The organism is Sphingobium lignivorans (assembly GCF_014203955.1).
In the GTDB taxonomy this organism is placed as follows: Bacteria; Pseudomonadota; Alphaproteobacteria; order Sphingomonadales; family Sphingomonadaceae; genus Sphingobium; species Sphingobium lignivorans.
Genome location: NZ_JACHKA010000001.1, coordinates 3,751,379 through 3,769,475 on the forward strand (window position 1 = coordinate 3,751,379; position 18,097 = coordinate 3,769,475).

The window sequence follows — 18,097 nt, forward strand, 5'->3', positions numbered from 1 at the left end:
CCGGCGCGCCTTAGGCGCTTGCGCGGAAAACTGCAATTGCGCGCGATCGGCGGGCACGCATGGCCGCCGATCGCGCGCCTTGTGGTTCAGGCAAAGGCGACCGCGGTGCGACGGCGGCGCAGTGTCGATCCGGCAAGGGCAAAGCCGCCGATCATCATGGCCCAGCTGGCGGGCTCGGGCACCGCCCCGGGCACGCTCCCGTCCAGATGCGTCACCCGCACATTATCGAGCAGCGCACCGTAGACGCGGCCCCCGCCGGTATAGGTGCTGAGGAACGACAGGGTCGAGCTGGACGAAAGCGCCACGAAATCGAAGCTGTGCGTCGTCCAGGGACCGCCCTGCCCGATCGGGTGCAGGCTCGTATCATAGCCGAACTCCTGCGAGAAGCCGGCTACCTCGACCAGCAGGTTCTTCATGCCGATGAAGCCATCATAGACATTGGCATTCATGTCGAACGTCACGGTGTAAGTGCCGCCCGCCAGCGTGTCGAAGCTCTGGCTGATGCCGCCGACCTGGCCGGTGGAGCCGTTCATGTCGATCGAATTGATGCCATCGGACGCCACGAAATCGGGATTGAGATAGCCCCCGTGGATAAGGTCGACGGCGCCGGTGAAGACCGTCCAGCCACCGAGATTGGATCCTGCGCTGTAATTGCGGTAGCTGTTTACCGGAGCATCGATGTCCTCGAAGCTTCCGTTCGTGAAGGGCGCGGCCTGCGCGGCGCCGGCGAGCATCGTTGCGCCGAGCATGGCGATCATGAGCCTGTTCATCTGCTGTCTCCCACTTGCGATGTTGTGCGACGGGATCGTTAGGGACGCGCGGCATCCGATCCCAATGACAAAGCCTGTTAGAGATGTGACGGCGCGTGGCGGCTGTCCCGATGTGATACCCCGACGACAGGGCCCGACCGTCACAGGCCGCGTGGATGCGTTCCAGTGAAACGCCTCCCGAGTCTCCGGGAGGCCGAGAGGGGTGAAATGGGTTGGACGCGACGGACCGTGCGAGACCTCCACGACGGCCCGACGATGCCGGTCCAACACTGCGCTGCGCCTCGGAAGTTTACGAAGATGACGATACGTCCGTCTCATCTTCCGCTTCCCTGAACTTTGCGGCGCTGCAAATCAGGTGGACGCCAGAGTCTGTTCCGGCGCGCCTGCAGCGCGCGGACGATGGAAACCTCAAATGAGAAAGAGCCATTCATTGCCTCCCGCTTTGGCCTGTCGCCTGTCGCCTGTCGACGGGAGAGGCGCCCGGCAGGGCTGCCATGGCAGAGGGCCTGTAGGACAGGGAAAAGCGAGGCGGACGGAGAATGGAGAGGAAACCACCCGCACCTGCGCGCGCCACGACGACCCTGCGGTGCCTCTCGCTGCGCGTGCTGGGAACGGGGCGGGCACCTTCCGTCCGCAAGAATATCGCGTCCGCCCCGACCGCCTTTCGGCCGAGAAAGCTCAGGAAATCGAGGCCAAGCCGTGCACTCGCATCCGGCCCCCCCGCTTGGCTGTTCGCAACGCATCCTGAACTCGCGCGTTGGAGCCGAGTAACGAACGAAGGAGAATCGATATGGGCAAGGGACTTCTGCTTTGGCTGGTGGGCGTGCCGCTGCCGATCGTCCTCATTCTCTGGTTCCTGTTCTTCCGTTAAAGGAAGCGGCCGGCACAGTCATGTGCCGGCCAAGGCCGTCAATCCTCGAACGGATCGCGCACCAGGATAGTGTCTTCCCGCTGCGGTGAGGTGGAAACGCTGGCGACGGGACACTCGATCAGCTCCTCGATGCGGCGGATATATTTGATTGCCTGCGCCGGAAGATCGGCCCAGCTCCGGGCGCCCACGGTTGTCCCTTCCCAGCCCTCCATCTCTTCATAGACCGGCTCGACCGCGGCCTGATCGGCGGCATGGGCGGGGAGATAATCAATGATCTCGCCATTGAGGCGATAGCCGGTGCAGATGCGGATAGTCTCGAAACCGTCCAGCACGTCGATCTTGGTGAGAGCGATGCCGGTAACCCCGCTCAGCGCGCAGGTCTGGCGTACCAGCACTGCATCGAACCAGCCGCAGCGGCGCTTGCGCGCCGTCACAGTGCCGAACTCGTGCCCGCGCGTCCCGAGACGCTCGCCGATCTCGTCCTCGAGTTCGGTGGGGAACGGGCCCGAGCCCACGCGCGTGGTATAAGCCTTGACGATGCCCAGCACGAAGCCGGCCGCATTGGGGCCCATGCCCGACCCGGCCGCGACAGTGCCGCTCACCGTGTTCGAGCTGGTCACGAACGGATAAGTGCCATGGTCGACATCGAGCAGCACGCCCTGCGCACCCTCGAAGAGGATGCGCCGGCCGGCCTTGCGCACGTCGCGCAGGCGCTTCCACACCGGCTCGGCATATTGCAGCACGAACGGCGCGATCTCGCGCAGCTCCGCGACCAGCGCCGCCCGGTCGATCGGCGGCTCGCCGAAGCCGGCGCGCAGCGCGTCATGATGCGCGCAGAGCCGATCGAGCTGAGGCTCCAGCGCATCGAGATGGGCGAGGTCGCACACGCGGATCGCGCGGCGGCCGACCTTGTCCTCATAAGCGGGGCCGATGCCGCGCCCGGTGGTGCCGATCTTGCCCTTACCCGCCGCCGTCTCGCGCAGCCCGTCGAGATCGCGATGGAAAGGGAGGATCAGCGGGCAATTGTCCGCCACCGCGAAGTTGGAGCGATCGACCTTGACGCCCTGCCCCTCCAGCTTTTCGATCTCTGCCTTCAGGGCCCAGGGATCGAGCACCACGCCATTGCCGATGATGGACAGGGTGCCGGTGACGATGCCGGACGGCACGAGGCTGATCTTGTAGACCTGCTCGCCGACAACGAGCGTGTGCCCGGCATTGTGCCCGCCCTGAAAGCGCACCACGCAGTCCGCGCGGCTTGCCAGCCAGTCGACAATCTTGCCTTTGCCTTCATCGCCCCACTGGGCGCCGATCACGGTGACGTTTGCCATGGATATGCTTCTCCGCCCTGCCGAGCGGATCCGGACCACCCTTCGACAGGACTCGATGGTCGGATTGGATCATGTCGGGCTCCCGGCCCGGTCCGGCGGCGCGTTTGCCTGCGGGGCGGGCGGAAGTCAAGGCACAGGGGCATCGCTCCCTTGCCATGGCAGGGGCCACCCGGCCTCCATGCCGACGTGGGGGGTCATCCCCGTTTGGCTATGCGGCGGCGTTACACTTTGTCACCCTTCCCACTCTTCTGGCAGAAGGCCCACGCGCTTATCCGGGCTGTGGAAAGGACCGAACAGGAGCCAGATTCGATGCGCCGTGCTACCCCCGCCATGCTCGCCCTCGCGCTTGTCACGCTGTTGGGGACACTCGCGCCGCCGGTGCAGGCCGGTTTGCGCGAGCGGTTCGCTGCGCAGATCGAGGCGGACCGGACCCCCGACGGGCGGGAAATGGCCTATGGCATCGATCCCTTGCAGACGCTGGCCTTCTGGCCCCCCGCCGGTGCGAGCGCCCGCCCCGCACCGCTGATCGTCTTCGTGCATGGTGGCGGCTGGCGCCATGGCGACAAGACCAATGCCACCGGCAAGGCCAAGGTCGCGCATTATCCGGCACAAGGCTATGCCCTGGCATCGATCAATTACCGGCTCGTGCCGGGCGCGCGGGTCGAGGATCAGGCGCAGGACGTCGCCGATGCCGTCGCCTGGCTGATCGCTCATGCCGGGGAACTGGGCATCGATCCCGCCCGGATCGTCCTGATGGGCCACAGCGCCGGCGCGCATCTCGTGGCGCTCGTGGGCACCGATCCGCGCTATCTGAAAGCCGCCCGCCTCGACCAGCGTGCCATCGCGGGCGTCATTCCGATCGACGGGGCGGCCTATGACGTGCCGAAACAGGTCAAGGTCGGCACGCGGTTCATGGGTGACATCTACGCGCAGGCCTTCGGCACCGACCCTGAACGCCAGCGGGCCCTTTCGCCCACCTTGCAGGCCGGGGCACCCAATGCCCCCGCGTTCCTCATCCTCCATGTCCAGCGCCGGGATGGCATCGAGCAGTCGCGCGGCCTGGCCGAAGCGCTGCGCGCGGCCGGCACACCGGTCGAGATCGCGAGCTTCGAGGGACGTGGCCTGCAGGGGCACATGGACATCAACCGGAAGCTCGGCCTCGCGGATTATCCGGCAACGGCGCGCGTGGACAGCTGGCTCAAGGACCTGCTGGGCAAGCCTGTGCAGCGCTGAGCACGGCTGAGGCCGCTTGCCCGGCAGAGCCTGCGCGGTCGCGCGGTGGCCATCAATCATTGTCAGAACTGGGGAGAATTACCTATTCTGGGGAGATGGAGCGCGCGATATGGCCGCTCTTGCACCCGGGATGGATCCCCGGCGCCGCACTTTCGTTTTGTGACTGCCCGCGGCCGGGACGGTGCGGGGTCGGAACCAGAGGAGGACCAGGATGCGTCTGTTACTGATCGGCATCGCCACGCTTTCGCTCGCCGCATGCGGCGGCACGCCCGAGAACAGCGTCGAGAACGCCGCCATTCCTGCTGCGGAGAACGCCGAGAATGCCGTCAATTATGTGGCGGAAATCGGCAATCTTTCGGATACCCAGCAACAGGCCGTGTTCTTCCGCGCCATTCGCGACGCCGGCATTGCGTGCCGCGATGTCACCAGCGTCGAGCAGATCGAGCCGCAAAATGGCGTGCAGACCTGGCGCGCGCAATGCGACCAGGGCGGCCAGCATCTCATTCAGGTGCTGCCGGACGGCTCGGCACAGGTTGTGAGCCGCACGGAGCCCTGAAGTCGGAGGCCTTGGCCGGCGCCGTTAAATGCGGCGTCAGGCAGCTACCAGCGCTGCGCTCTGGGTCTGCGCGATCCAGCCGCCGCCCAGCACGCGATCGCCGCGATAGAGGACGGCTGCCTGGCCCGGCGCCACGCCATATTCCGGCGTGTCGAACACCAGCCGCTCGTCTTCGAGCCGCGCCGGCACGGGGCGCGCCATGGAGCGCACCTTGGCGCTGAGCGGCCCGTCCGGCTCCCCGCCGATCCAGTTGATCTCCTCCAGCCAGGCCGCCTCGACCGCCAGGGCCGCCCGCGGGCCGACGATCACACGCCGCGCCGCCGCATCGAGCCGCACGACATAAAGCGGCTCGGCCTGGCCGCCGATCTCCAGCCCCCTGCGCTGGCCGACCGTGTAGTGGATGAGGCCCTTGTGACGCCCCAGCACCCGCCCATCGACATGCACGATCTCGCCATCGACATCCGCATCGGGACGAACCTTGCGCACCACGCCGGCATAGTCGCCATCGGGCACGAAGCAGATGTCCTGACTGTCCGGCTTCATCGCGACCGCCAGCCCCAGCTCCCGGGCAATGGCGCGCACCGCCGACTTCTCCATCCCGCCAAGGGGAAAGCGAAGATAATCGAGCTGGTCCTGCGTGGTGGCGAAGAGAAAATAGCTCTGGTCGCGCGCGGGATCGATGGCGCGATGCAGCTCCGGGCCCTGCGCCCCGATCACGCGGCGCACATAATGGCCGGTGGCGAGGCAGTCCGCACCGAGATCGCGCGCGAGCGCGAACAGATCCGTGAACTTGACGCCCATGTTGCAGCGGACACACGGAATGGGAGTCCGGCCGGACAGATATTCATCGGCAAAGCCCTCGATCACCGATTCCCGGAAACGGCTCTCATAATCAAAGACATAATGCGCGATACCGAGGCGATCGGCCACAGCGCGCGCGTCGCGGATATCCTGCCCGGCACAGCAGCTTCCGCTGCGGCCCACGGCGGCGCCATGATCGTAAAGCTGCAAGGTTACGCCGATGGTCTCTGCGCCCGAGCGGGCGGCGAGCGCGGCGACGACGCTTGAATCCACGCCGCCGGACATGGCGACGACAATGCGCTTGCCGGCCAGCGGCTGCTCAAGCTGAAAAAGCGGGTCCATGTCGCGCCATATAGGATGCAGCAGGCCAATGGGCCAGCGCAGGCGTGCATGCGCCGGACAGCCTCTAAAGGCCATGCTTGATAACCAACCCTAACAATGCGTGACCAAGGCTTTTACGCTGACTTATCCTTTGGCTGCTAACCAGTGCCCATGGGCATAAGTGTCAACACCTATGATCAGAGACAGGCTGTAAACCTGGCAGGCGGACGCGGGACCCGGATTCCGGACCTGCGCCTGCTTCTCGCCGTCCATGCGGCGCGCCAGGCAACGGGTCATACAGCCCGGATCGTCCGCGAATCCGACCTCCCGGTCGGAACCGGGGACGAACCGGCAAGACTGGCTCTGATCTTCGCTCCGGCGAGCACGTCCCCTGCCGTTCTGCGGCGGCTGGGCGGCGCGTTCAATGCAGCGGTCGCGGCACATATGGCGAGGGGGACCAGTGGTGAAGACGGGATTTACTCTGCGGTTTAGCCAAGGAGAAAATCTTTGATGCCAACAGCATCAAGACGAGGAATGTGAAAACCGAGCCCATCGGTGAAGAGGAAAGAATGATAGAAAACCAAAAAATTCGCCCTTCTCAGGTCGTCGGCCCCCTTGGGGAGCCGCTGACCCTGGAGTCGCTCCCCTCCCCCAACACGAGCCGCTGGGTCGTGCGACGCAAGGCGGAAGTCGTTGCGGCCGTCAATGGCGGCCTGCTGACGGTCGACGAGGCTTGCGAGCGCTATTCGCTCACGCTCGAGGAATTCGCGAGCTGGCAGCGCGCGGTCGATCGATCGGGCATGCCTGGCCTGCGGGTGACCCGGATCCAGCACTATAAATCGCTTTACGAACGCCAGCAGCGTTACTGATCTTTCAACGAGATCCGGGGTGAGCGCTCCCACCGCTCGCCCCGGCTTTTCCTCTGCCTTTCACCGGTTCAACCCCGGACAAGCCCCTCGAAATCGTGCGTCGCCTGTGCCAATGACACGGGAAAGACAATGCCGCACCGCAGGAGGGGGCCATGCCACGCGTCGCCGTGACGTTTCCATATTTCGATTTCTTCCCGGACCTGCGCGCTGAACTCTCCGCCCGGTATCCCGGCACGAAATTCCCCGATCATCGCCGCGTCCTCGAAGGGCAGGAACTCATCGATTTCCTGCAGGGCTACGACACCGCCGTCATCGGCGTCCAACGCTATGAAGAAGCCGTGCTGAAGGCTTGCCCGGAACTGAAGGTCATTTCGCTTTGCTCCGCGGGCGTCGATCATATCGATCCCGCGCTGCTGCGGAAATACGGCATCAGGATGTGGTGGCAGGCCGGCATCAACCGTGTCTCCGTCTCGGAGCTCGCGGTTTCCTACATGGTCCTGGCGCTGCGGCGGGTCCACGAGTTTTCCAGCATCCTGCGCGCCGGCCAGTGGCGCGGGCCAATCGGCTTCGGCACGGACCTGCGCGGCAAGACCGTGGGCGTCCACGGCGTCGGCCATATCGGCAAGGCCGTCATCGAGCTGCTGCAAGGCTACAAGGTCCACATCCTCGCCAGCGACCGGCTCGACGTTTCGGCATTCACGGACGGGTTCGACAATGTCGAACTGGTGAGCGCGGAGGAAATGTGGGCGCGCAGCGACGTGCTGACCATTCACTTGTCCAAGAACGCCACCACCATCGGCCTCTATGATGGCGCGGTGCTCGACCAGCTCAAGCCCGGCGCGGTCATCGTCAATTGCGCACGGGGCGGCATGTTCGACGAGAATGCGCTTGCCGAGCGGCTGGAAAGCGGCCGCATCGCCGCAGCGGCGTTCGACGTCTATGCGATGGAGCCCGCCAACGGCAATCGCCTGCTCGACATGCCGACCTTCTTCGGTTCGCCTCATATCGGCGCCACGACGCGCGAGAGCTGGGGCGCGATGCTCCGTTCCGGCATTCATGGCATCGAGCATGCCTATGAGCCGGAACCGGGCGTTTATCCCTTCGATTAACTCGGTTCATCATCGATCCGTGCCTCACATGCGATGAAGCACGCCTTTAAGATTCGGTATCCCGGGAGGCTCGTGGTATGAATGACCTCAGGCTGCCAATGCCGCGAACCGCGATAAATCGCTGTCCCATTCCCGAGACATTGATGCTGGTATGCCCGCGCCCCAAGGCGTCAGGAAGTCAATATGCGCCAACTGGAGAAAGAATGCGCCGCGATGGCGAGGCGAATGCTCGACGCCGAGCTGGTCGCAATCGGCCGCAGAACACTTGAGTCGACCCGGGTGAGCGCCTTGCAGGCGGCTGTTCAACACGAGTTGCGAACGCGGGACATCCAGGAATAGCCCGCTCAGCCGGGAGTCGCTCCGGCCTGGACAGCGTGGACCAATCCCGTCACGACAACATTCCACTTGCCCGGCACATTCCACCACTGGCAGGACCCGGCGTTCATTGCGCAGCTATCTTGGACGCAATAAGCGAGAACCATGACGATCATCACTCTCAATCGCGCCTCAGCCTTTCCGCTGGGCTAAGGCACACCGGCTCTCCGGCTCATGCAGCGGTCAAGCCGCTCGATCACGCATGCCTTATTGATTGAGAGATATTATGCGAAATGAAGCAAACCCTGCGTTGAGCGCAGATGAGATTGCCCACTTCGTTCGCGACGGATTCGTCCGGATCGACGCGGCGTTCTCCACCGGAATCGCGCAAGAAGCACGCACCATCTTGTGGAAGGCCACCGGGTGTAATCCCGACGATCCGTCCTCATGGACGCAACCCGTCGTGCGACTGGATCAGTTCGATCAGGCCCCATTTCGCGAAGCCGCGAATTCGCCCGTCCTGCACAGCGCGTTCGATCAACTGGTCGGCAAGGGCCGCTGGCTGCCGCGGGGCGGACTTGGCACCTTTCCGGTTCGCTTTCCCTCTGAGGCCGATCCGGGTGACGACGGCTGGCACATCGACGTCAGCTTCGGCTATGACAACCCGGACTTCATGGCGTGGCGGGCCAATGTGAGCAGCAAGGGCCGCGCTTTGCTGATGCTGTTCCTGTTCTCGGACGTGGGTGTCGAAGATGCGCCGACACGTGTCCGAATCGGTTCGCACATTGACATAGCCAGACAACTCGCCCCGGCCGGAGACGCCGGCCTCACGCTTCGTGAATTGGCATCCGACGGATTTGCCGGATCCGCCCACCGACGCGAGGAACTGGCGACGGGTCCGGCAGGCACGGTGTATCTATGCCATCCTTTTTTGGTCCACTCGGCACAGAAGCATCGCGGAACGGTGCCACGCTTCATGGCGCAACCGCCGCTTCTGCCCCGTGAGCAAATCTGTCTCGATCGCAAGGATCACAATTATTCGCCGGTCGAACAGGCTATCCTGCGCGCGCTCGGCAGGACGGATCATCTGACGTGAAGACTCGGCCCGCCAGCTTTCGGAGCTGTCTTTTCGAGAAGCGGGCGGGCCGCTTCCGACGAGAAATCGGCGATGCACCAAAGCAGCCTTCGCCCGGCTGGGCATTCGTCCGCGCCGCCTAGCCCGCGCCCTGCTCGCCCCCGATCCGTTTCAGCGCTTCCCGCCGACTGAGGGGGCTCAGGCGCTTCTTGTTGGCCGCGACATAGCGACGAACCTCGGCGGGATCGGTCCGCGCATATTGACGCAATGCCCAGCCGATCGCCTTGCGCAGGAAGAATTCCTGCGAATCGAGCGAGGGCGCAATGCAAGCGTAAAACAGGTCGAGGTCCGTGTGCTTGCCGGCCCGAAGCTGACATAGGATTGCGCTGCGGCGCTTCCAAAGATCGGCATCCTGTGCCCAGACGCGCATCGCGCTTGCCATGCCCTCAGGGTCCGCCCCGAGAATGTCGAACAGGCGCTGCGCGGCGATGGTATCGACATAATCCCACCACGCACCCGTAACGATCATCTCCTCGTACATGGGCAAAGCGTCCAGGCGCTGGAAAGCGCGCGCCGCGCGGATTCCGCTCAGGGCGATCGCGGCATAGCGCTCCTCCCGGAACGCCGCGCCACGCCAGAGCGTCAGCACGTCGCTTTGCCATTCCTCCCGCGATCCGTAGGCGAGATCAGCGAACAAGCGCTTGCATGCCGCCCGCAGCGGCACGGCGGAAACACCCAGATAGGGCATGGCCGATTTCATATAGGCCTGCATGGCCGGCGCGCGGGCGGGCTCCGCCACCGCGCCCAGTTCCGCGCGCACCGTCTCCGCCAACGTCGTCATGATCGCGCGCGCATGTGCCGCCATGCATAGCAGGCGACCGATAGGATCAGAGCCGGCAGCCAAATCAGCATCAGTTCGGAGCGGACCGTCTCGAGACCCCGCGCCGTGAAGAAGCGCGCGCCGATGGGAGACACCCTGATCGGCTGCCAATCGCTGAACAGCCGGGTCTTGTCGACTGGCCAGAACAGCGCGACGCCCTGTCCGCCATCGGTCAGCATGTCGAGCAGCGGGTGGGAGGCCATGCACAGGAACAGGAACACAAATGCGCCGATGCTCCGCGCCGGTCGCCACGACAGGGCGAGCAGGCCGGCCGCTGCAGCCGCAAATGCGAGCGAATGACTGAAGCCCCGGTGCCCCCACGCGCTGGCATAGCCAAGGCCGAAGCGAAAACCGATGACATCCAGGTCCGGCGCGGCGGCGAGAAACGCCCCAGCCAGCGCGAGCGGGGGTGCGATCCGCCGCCTGCCCAGCGCTACGCCAGCCGCGAGGGGAAGCAGGGCATGACTGAAGATCGTCGGCATGTCAGGCTTCTTGCCTGTGGAGAGCGGAAACGCAACGCGTTCCCGGCTGGCTTTCCCGGATGGCCTTCAACATCCCGCAAGCCGCGCTTTCCCACAATGAAGACTGCGGCGGTTCAGTCGCGGGGAGGACTGATCGCCCCTCGCCTCAATATCCGATGGTGAGGCCCGCGGCGACATAATGAGGCCCGGCATTCCCCTTGAGCGCCACTTTGGGGAAGATCGGCATGGCGATCGTCGCATAGGGCCGCGGATCCTCACCGCTGATGCGCACGCCCGCGCCGAACCGCACCGAGGCCGGCAGTCCGAACGTCGCTTCCACGCGGCCATAAACCGCCGTGTCGCCGTCGCGCAAATACACGCCCGCCCCCGGTGTGAGGCGGAAGCCGGCGAACCCCACGGCGTAGCCGGCGCCGATTTCCGTCCCCCAGCGCTCATTTGCCCGCGCGTAAGTGGCTTCGGCACCAAAGCCTTCCGCCTGCGCAGCGGCGGGAACGAGAAGTACGGCGGCGCTGGCTGCGATCAACGGAATGAAACGGATTTTCATGATAGTTCGTTCTCCAGAGCGCCCGGCGCCGGCGCCAGAGGATTTCCAGGGCAGATGAAGCCGCCTCGCACGGCCAGTGCGGCAGGAAGCACAGGGAGCGCCGGGCCTGTTCCATCAGGGACCGATGCGCCCTAGGCGCCAGCCGGGCTCCCATCAAGCATCGCAGAGATGAAGCGAGTCCTCTCGTCGGCAGGCCGAATCATCCAGCGGGGATGTGACGGCGCCTGGAAATCATGCCTCCACCGTCATTCCCACTCGATCGTGCCGGGGGGCTTGCTGGTGTAATCATAGACCACCCGGTTGACGCCCTTCACCTCGTTGATGATCCGGGTCGCCACGCGGCTAAGGAAGGCTGCGTCGAAGGGGTAGATGTCCGCGGTCATGCCGTCGGTGGACGTCACGGCGCGCAAGGCGAGCACGCTGTCATAAGTGCGCCCGTCACCCATCACGCCGACGCTGCGCACCGGCAGCAGCACGGCGAAGGCCTGCCAGATGGCGTCGTAAAGCCCTGCAGCGCGGATTTCCTCCAGATAGACGGCATCGGCCTTGCGCAGGATGTCGCAGCGTTCCCGGGTGACTTCGCCCGGAATGCGGATGGCGAGGCCCGGGCCCGGGAAAGGATGGCGGCCAACGAAAATCTCGGGCAGGCCAAGCTCCCGGCCCAGCTCGCGCACTTCATCCTTGAAGAGCTCGCGCAGCGGCTCGACCAGCTTCATGTTCATGCGCTCGGGCAGGCCACCGACATTGTGATGGCTCTTGATCGTGACGCTTGGTCCGCCGGTGAAGCTCACGCTCTCGATCACGTCCGGGTAGAGCGTCCCCTGCGCGAGGAAATCCGCGCCGCCGATCTTCTTCGCCTCGGCCTCGAACAGATCGATGAACGCCTTGCCGATGAACTTGCGCTTGGCCTCCGGATCGGTGACGCCGGCCAGCCCGCCGAGGAACATGTCGCTCGCGTCCACATGCACCAGCGGGATATTGTAGTGCCCGCGGAACAGGCTCACCACCTGCTCGGCCTCGTTCTGCCGCATCAGGCCGTGATCGACAAAGACGCAGGTGAGCTGCTCGCCAATGGCTTCATGGATCAGCACCGCCGCGACCGCGCTGTCCACGCCGCCCGACAAGCCGCAGATCACTCGCCCCGAGCCGACCTGCTCGCGGATCTCGCGGATCTTGGTCGCGCGGAACTCGGCCATGGTCCAGTCGCCCGCGCAGCCGCACACATGGCGCACGAAATTGGCGATCAGCTTCGCGCCGTCCGGCGTATGGACCACTTCGGGATGAAACTGCGTGCCGTAATAGCGCTTCTCGTCATTGGCGATGAGCGCGAAGGGCGCGCCGTCCGATGTCGCCACGATGCGGAAACCCGGCGCGAAGCGCGTCACCTTGTCGCCATGGCTCATCCACACCTGATGCCGCTCGCCGACCTGCCAGAGCCCGTCGAAAAGGACGCAGGGCTCGGTAACGGTCAGGAAGGCGCGGCCGAACTCGCCGCCCTCGCCGGTCTCGTGGCCCGGCCGCACTTCGCCGCCGAGCTGGTGGCTCATCACTTGCTGGCCATAGCAGATGCCGAGGATCGGCAGGCCGCTGTCGAACAGTTCCTGCGGCGCACGCGGGCTGCCTTCGTCGCAGACCGACGCCGGGGAGCCGGAGAGAATGATGCCTCTGGGCTGCATCCGCTCGAACGCGGCAAGCGCCTGCGTGAAAGGGGCGATCTCGCTGTAGACACCGGCTTCGCGTACGCGCCGCGCGATGAGCTGGGTCACCTGCGAGCCGAAATCGACGATGAGGATGGAGTCGGCCGCAGCCGTATTTTGCGCTGACATGGCTGGCGGATAATGCGCGCCATGAGGCCTGTCCAGCCTTGCGGAGCGAGATTGATGCGTTGTCGAAGGCTTGGCCCGCGGGCGCGGTCATGGTCGGCCATCAAGGAGGGCAGGGCAGGGCAGGGCAGGCGAATGCGCCCCGTTGGCGTCCTCAGTTGAAAGTCACGCCTTCCACCCGGCCATTGCCCCAGATGCAGCGAAAGCTGCGCAGGCGGCTCTCGGGCGCGCGCCAGCCGGCCCGCTGGCTGACTGTGCCGGTGACGTCCCAGCCATTGCCGAACGGACGCACGCCGGTGACGTCCCGCACCTCGGCAAAGCCACCATTGCGCGAGGCCTGTTCGCGCGCCGCGAGCGCACAGGCATCGACGGCAGCGTCCTCGCCTGCGTAAGAGTCGCCTTCGGCCCGACCGCTGTCATAGCCACCATAGCGATCGTCATACTCTCCGCCCTCGTAGCGCGGATCATAGGGCCCCTCGTCGGCGCGCTGGTCGGACCGATCATCGTAGCGCGGGTCGTAGCCGCGATCCTCGGACCGCCGCTTGTCGGCGTTCTGCTTCACGGCCGATGCCGCGATCGCGGCGAGAATGCCGACGCCCAGGATCGTCCCGATCACTGCGCCGGCGTCGCTTCCACCCCGATCATGGTGATAGGGTCGACCGTGTCCGTAATAGCCCCGCGCGGAGGCAGGCGCGGCCGATGTGACGAGCATGGCCGCGACCACCAGGCCACCGGCGAGCTTCGACGTCTTCCTCATGGTACCTGCCTGCCTTTCCATGGAGCGCGGCCACAAGCCGCCCCGCCTGCGGAATAGCCCGGAATTCATGAGCGAGGGCTGAATGATGCGCGGGGGTGCTTCTCCGCCATGGAGGCCATCCGGCCCCGGCCCGATCACGGCGCTTCCAAGTCCAGGCCTGTCCAATAGGCAATGAAGCTGTACATATCTGCATATTCCTCGACCAGCTTGTCCACCGGCTTGCCGGAACCGTGGCCGGCGCGCGTCGCGATGCGGATGAGGCGAGGCTTCACGCCCAGTTCGGCATGCTGAAGCGCGGCGGCATATTTGAAGCTGTGCGCGGGCACCACCCGATCGTCGGTATCCGCCGTGGACACCAGGATCGCCGGATAATCGATGCCGTCGCGAATGTTGTGATAAGGCGAATAGGACAGCAGGTTGCGGAAATCCGGCTCCCGGTCCGGCGAACCATAATCGTCGATCCAGTAGCGGCCGACGGTGAACCGATCGAAACGCAGCATGTCCATGACGCCCACGGCAGGCAATGCCGCCGCAAACAGGTCCGGCCGCTGGTTGACGACCGCGCCGACCAGCAGGCCGCCGTTGGAGCGCCCCTCGATGGCAAGCTGGTCCGGGCCGGTATAGCCTTGCTGCTTGAGATATTCGGCAGCGGCGATGAAATCGTCGAACACATTCTGCTTGTTCGAGAGCCGGCCCGCATCATGCCATGCCTTGCCGAATTCACCCCCGCCCCGCAGGCTGGCGATGGCGAGCACGCCACCCTGCTCGATCCACGCGAAGCGCGTCGGCGAGAAGCCGGGCGTCTGCGAGATGTTAAACCCGCCATAGCCGTAAAGCAGCGTCGGCGCGCTGCGGCCGGCAAGCGCGAGATCGCGGCGGCGGATGATCTGCATGGGGATCATCGTCCCGTCCTTCGAGGGATAGAGGACCTGTTCGGTCACATAGGCATCCGGATCGAAGGGGAGGCGCGGCTCGGCAAAGACGCTCGTCTCTCCGGTTTCCACATTGTAGCGATAGACGGTCGAGGGCGTCGTGAAGCTGGAAAAGGAGAAGAAGGTCTCGGGATCGCCGGAGCGACCGCTAAAGCCGCTGGCGGCGCCCGGCCCGGGCAGCGGCACATCACCATGGGACAGGCCCTGAAGGTCCGCCAGCTCAGCCATGATCCGCCCGTCCGACTGATAGGCCAGGATCATCCGGCTGCCGACCATGGAGGTGCCGGCGAGAGTCTGCGAACGCTCGGCGACAAGCGGCTGCGGCCCCTTCCGCGGACGCGTCGCATCCAGCGTGACGACCCGGCCGTTCGGCGCGCCCATCGTGGTGCGGAAATACAGCGTGTCGCCGACATTGCCGATGAACTGCCACTCATGGCTCAAGCCCCGCACGAGACGGACGGGCGCCCGCGCTTCGCCGGTCAGCGGGATGAGCGTCACTTCATGGCGGCGCTCGGTACTTTCGTTGGAGATCACGAGCAGCCAGCGCCCATCGTCCGTGATCTGGGCGCGATGCATCAGCCGGGGACGGTCCCGCGTCGCATAGACAAGGCGATCCGCGGACTGCGGCGTCCCCAGCGCGTGAAACCAGACCGCCTGATCCTCGACCGGCGAGCGGGAGCGCTCGCCGTCCTGCGGGGCGGGGAAGCGGGAATAATAGAAACCGCGCCCGTCGGGGCTCCAGGTCAGATTGGAGTAGCGCACCCACGCGACGCGATCGTCCAGCGGCTCGCCCGTCTCCACGTCGAGGACGTGCAAGGTGCGCCAGTCGGTGCCACCGTCCTGCACCGCATAGAGCAGCCAGCGACCGTCCGTTGAGGGTTGCCACTCGCCGAGCGCGCTCGCGCCGTCTTCCGAAAAGCTGTTGGGATCGAGCAGCAGCCTCTGCCCATGCGCCGCTCCCTCGCGCACATAGAGCGGCGACTGGTTCTGCAATCCGCTGTTGCGGATGTAGAAATAGCGCCCACCAGCCTTGCGCGGCGTGCCGTAGCGTTCGTAGTCGTAGAGCTGCGCGATGCGTGTCCGCAGCGCCTCGCGGCCGGGCAGCGCGGCGAGATAATGCGCGGTCGCGTCGTTCTCGGCCGCGACCCATTGGGCGACCTCGCCATCCGTGCGGGCGTCATTTTCCAGCCAGCGATAGGGATCGGCAACGGGCACCCCGAATTGCGTCTCGACGAGATCGGCACGACGGGCCAGCGGATAGGGCGGCGGAGCGACAGGCGGCGCGACATCGCTTGTGGGCCGGGAAACATGCGCCGCCGTGACGGCTTCGGCGTCATCCAGCCCCCGGGCTGCGGATGGGTGCAGGCCGGGGATACCGAGACCGATCAACCCGATGACGATGGCATGCGGGACCGACCGCAGACGAGACATGCCCAACAGTTCCTTTTCCCAAGACCGTGCATGATCCTCTATGCCACCGGCAGGATTATGCAAGTGTCGGAAATCCAGCGGGGAATTCTACCAAGCGGTCATGCAGGAGCTGTACTGGACCATCCTGATCGCGCGGGCGCTGGCTGCGGATGCCTGCCCTGAAGACCAGAGGCGATTTGAGCTTCGGGAGGCCGACCCATCTGCCGCGTGTGGAACAACCTCCAAAAGAAAAGCCCCGCCGGTGAAGGCGGGGCTCCTCGGAAATCTACGGGTCGGAAGCGCTCAGGCTGCTTCCATCTCGTCCTCGTCAGCCGTCTGCACCGGGCCGCTGTCCTGGCCCTTGGCGCTTTCGTCGCGGTCGACGAACTCGATGATCGCCATCTGCACGGCGTCCGATGCGCGGATGCCCGCCTTGATGACGCGCGTATAGCCGCCGGCCCGGTCCTTGTAGCGCTCGGCCAGCACGTCGAACAGCTTCGCGAGCTGCACGTCGTCGAGCAGACGGGCATGGGCGAGACGCCGGTTGGAGAGACCGCCGCGCTTGGCCAGCGTGATCAGCTTCTCGACATAGGGGCGAAGCTCCTTCGCCTTGGGCAGCGTGGTCTTGATCTGCTCATGCTTGATGAGCGAGGCCGCCATGTTGCGGAACATCGCATTGCGATGGCCTGCGGTACGCTGCAGCTTGCGGCCGCCAATCCTGTGACGCATGTCATTCTCCGTTCGTTAAGGGCCCGTGTGAGGTAACCCAGACCAGGCGGCACTCCGGGCGGCCACCCACAACCCTGTCGAACGAGGCGCGCCACCGGCACCGCCCCGTTCCCTTGTCGTTCAGCCCAGCAGTTCCTGCTCGAGCTTCTTGGCGATTTCCTCGATATTCTCCGGCGGCCAGCCGGGGATATCCATGCCCAGACGCAGACCCATGGACGAGAGCACTTCCTTGATCTCGTTGAGGCTCTTGCGGCCGAAGTTCGGCGTGCGGAGCATCTCGGCCTCGGTCTTCTGGACCAGATCGCCGATATAGATGATGTTGTCGTTCTTGAGGCAGTTGGCACTGCGCACCGAGAGTTCCAGCTCGTCCACCTTCTTGAGCAGATAGCGGTTGATCTGGTTGGTGTCGCCTTCCCCTTCCTCGGCCGCCGCAGCACCGGCGCCAGCGCTCGGCATCGCGCTCGGCAGATGATCCTCGAAGTGGACGAAGAGCTGGAGCTGGTCCTGCAGGATACGCGCGGCATAAGCGACCGCGTCTTCCGGCGTGACGGTCCCGTCCGTCTCGATGGTCAGGTTGAGCCGGTCATAGTCCAGCTCCTGGCCGATACGGGCGTTCTCCACCTTGTAGGCCACCTGGCGGACGGGCGAGTAAAGCGCATCCACCGGAATGAGGCCGATCGGCGCGTCGGCCGGACGGTTGTTCACGGCCGGGACATAGCCCTTGCCGCTGTCGCAGGTCAGCTCCATGTTGAAGCTGGCGCCCTCATCGAGATGACAGATCACGAGATCCGGGTTCATGACCTGGATGTCACCGGTCACCGCGATATCCCCGGCCTTGACGGCCGCCGGACCCGTGGCGGAAAGCTGAAGCCGGCGAGGACCATCGCCTTCCATCCGGAGCGCGATCTGCTTCACGTTCAGCACGATGTCGGTCACGTCCTCACGAACGCCAGCGAGGCTGGAGAATTCGTGGAGCACGTTCTCGATCTTGATCGCGGTGACGGCAGCGCCCTGCAGGGAGGAAAGCAGCACACGCCGCAACGCATTGCCCAGCGTCAGGCCGAAGCCGCGCTCGAGCGGCTCGGCGACAAAGGTCGCGCGGCGCTTCGGGTCGCCGCTGGCCTTGATCTCGAGGCCATTGGGCTTCTTCAATTCCTGCCAGTTCTTGATGTTGACAGTCATGTATTTCCCCTGGGGTTGGGCCATCGGTCGGTGAGGGTTCAGCGCTGGTCCCCGGCCTCCGGCAATACAGAACGTTCGGTCATTCGGCGGTTTCGTGGGAACCGACGAAG

General features: G+C 65.2%; 17 protein-coding genes. 6 read left to right on the plus strand and 11 right to left on the minus strand.

Features of this window, described 5'->3' with window-relative positions:
- Positions 1-86: 86 nt before the first annotated feature.
- Positions 87-770, minus strand: coding sequence for a choice-of-anchor C family PEP-CTERM protein (locus tag HNP60_RS17405; RefSeq protein WP_184156154.1), 684 nt, complete (start codon positions 768-770; stop codon positions 87-89).
- Between the two features lie 909 nt (positions 771-1,679).
- On the minus strand, positions 1,680-2,969 hold the full coding sequence (locus HNP60_RS17410) for an adenylosuccinate synthase (RefSeq protein ID WP_184156156.1): 1,290 nt from the start codon (positions 2,967-2,969) through the stop codon (positions 1,680-1,682).
- Positions 2,970-3,278: 309 nt separating this feature from the next.
- Here HNP60_RS17410 and HNP60_RS17415 point away from each other — a divergent pair, with 309 nt between their 5' ends.
- Both HNP60_RS17415 and HNP60_RS17420 read left to right on the plus strand, forming a co-directional pair.
- Positions 3,279-4,202, plus strand: a complete 924-nt coding sequence (locus tag HNP60_RS17415) for an alpha/beta hydrolase (protein WP_184156158.1) — start codon at positions 3,279-3,281, stop codon at positions 4,200-4,202.
- Between the two features lie 211 nt (positions 4,203-4,413).
- Positions 4,414-4,758: a hypothetical protein gene (locus HNP60_RS17420; protein ID WP_184156159.1), complete on the plus strand. Its 345-nt coding sequence runs from the start codon at positions 4,414-4,416 to the stop codon at positions 4,756-4,758.
- A 36-nt stretch (positions 4,759-4,794) separates the two neighbouring features.
- Here HNP60_RS17420 and mnmA read toward each other — a convergent pair whose 3' ends face one another.
- The gene (gene mnmA / locus HNP60_RS17425) at positions 4,795-5,901 is read right to left on the minus strand and encodes a tRNA 2-thiouridine(34) synthase MnmA (protein WP_184156161.1); all 1,107 of its coding nucleotides are present in this window, start codon (positions 5,899-5,901) and stop codon (positions 4,795-4,797) included.
- Between the two features lie 548 nt (positions 5,902-6,449).
- Here mnmA and sciP point away from each other — a divergent pair.
- From sciP to HNP60_RS17445, 4 genes are all read left to right on the plus strand, one after another.
- The gene (gene sciP / locus HNP60_RS17430) at positions 6,450-6,749 is read left to right on the plus strand and encodes a CtrA inhibitor SciP (RefSeq protein ID WP_014077841.1); all 300 of its coding nucleotides are present in this window, start codon (positions 6,450-6,452) and stop codon (positions 6,747-6,749) included.
- Positions 6,750-6,901: 152 nt separating this feature from the next.
- Positions 6,902-7,858 (plus strand): NAD(P)-dependent oxidoreductase, encoded by a 957-nt coding sequence (locus HNP60_RS17435; protein ID WP_184156163.1) that lies wholly within the window; start codon positions 6,902-6,904, stop codon positions 7,856-7,858.
- A 183-nt stretch (positions 7,859-8,041) separates the two neighbouring features.
- On the plus strand, positions 8,042-8,197 hold the full coding sequence (locus HNP60_RS17440; protein WP_184156165.1) for a hypothetical protein: 156 nt from the start codon (positions 8,042-8,044) through the stop codon (positions 8,195-8,197).
- A 262-nt stretch (positions 8,198-8,459) separates the two neighbouring features.
- The gene (locus HNP60_RS17445) at positions 8,460-9,269 is read left to right on the plus strand and encodes a phytanoyl-CoA dioxygenase family protein (RefSeq protein WP_184156167.1); all 810 of its coding nucleotides are present in this window, start codon (positions 8,460-8,462) and stop codon (positions 9,267-9,269) included.
- A 118-nt stretch (positions 9,270-9,387) separates the two neighbouring features.
- Here HNP60_RS17445 and HNP60_RS17450 read toward each other — a convergent pair whose 3' ends face one another.
- The 8 genes from HNP60_RS17450 to HNP60_RS17485 form a co-directional block, all read right to left on the minus strand.
- Complete coding sequence (locus tag HNP60_RS17450) at positions 9,388-10,089, minus strand: DNA alkylation repair protein (protein WP_184156170.1); 702 nt, start codon at positions 10,087-10,089, stop codon at positions 9,388-9,390.
- Positions 10,086-10,610 carry a metal-dependent hydrolase gene (locus tag HNP60_RS17455; RefSeq protein ID WP_184156172.1) on the minus strand — a complete coding sequence of 175 codons (525 nt, stop codon included), beginning with the start codon at positions 10,608-10,610 and terminating at the stop codon, positions 10,086-10,088. Before HNP60_RS17455 ends, HNP60_RS17450 begins: the two co-directional genes overlap by 4 nt.
- A 145-nt stretch (positions 10,611-10,755) precedes the next feature.
- On the minus strand, positions 10,756-11,154 hold the full coding sequence (locus HNP60_RS17460) for a hypothetical protein (protein WP_184156174.1): 399 nt from the start codon (positions 11,152-11,154) through the stop codon (positions 10,756-10,758).
- A gap of 245 nt (positions 11,155-11,399) precedes the next feature.
- Positions 11,400-12,980 (minus strand): glutamine-hydrolyzing GMP synthase, encoded by a 1,581-nt coding sequence (gene guaA / locus HNP60_RS17465; protein WP_184156176.1) that lies wholly within the window; start codon positions 12,978-12,980, stop codon positions 11,400-11,402.
- A 151-nt stretch (positions 12,981-13,131) separates the two neighbouring features.
- Positions 13,132-13,734 carry a hypothetical protein gene (locus HNP60_RS17470; RefSeq protein ID WP_184156178.1) on the minus strand — a complete coding sequence of 201 codons (603 nt, stop codon included), beginning with the start codon at positions 13,732-13,734 and terminating at the stop codon, positions 13,132-13,134.
- Positions 13,735-13,868: 134 nt separating this feature from the next.
- Complete coding sequence (locus HNP60_RS17475; protein WP_184156180.1) at positions 13,869-16,097, minus strand: prolyl oligopeptidase family serine peptidase; 2,229 nt, start codon at positions 16,095-16,097, stop codon at positions 13,869-13,871.
- Between the two features lie 282 nt (positions 16,098-16,379).
- Positions 16,380-16,805, minus strand: a complete 426-nt coding sequence (gene rplQ, locus HNP60_RS17480) for a 50S ribosomal protein L17 (RefSeq protein WP_184156182.1) — start codon at positions 16,803-16,805, stop codon at positions 16,380-16,382.
- 120 nt (positions 16,806-16,925) lie between these two features.
- Positions 16,926-17,987 (minus strand): DNA-directed RNA polymerase subunit alpha, encoded by a 1,062-nt coding sequence (locus HNP60_RS17485; RefSeq protein WP_014077852.1) that lies wholly within the window; start codon positions 17,985-17,987, stop codon positions 16,926-16,928.
- Between the last annotated feature and the right edge of the window lie 110 nt (positions 17,988-18,097).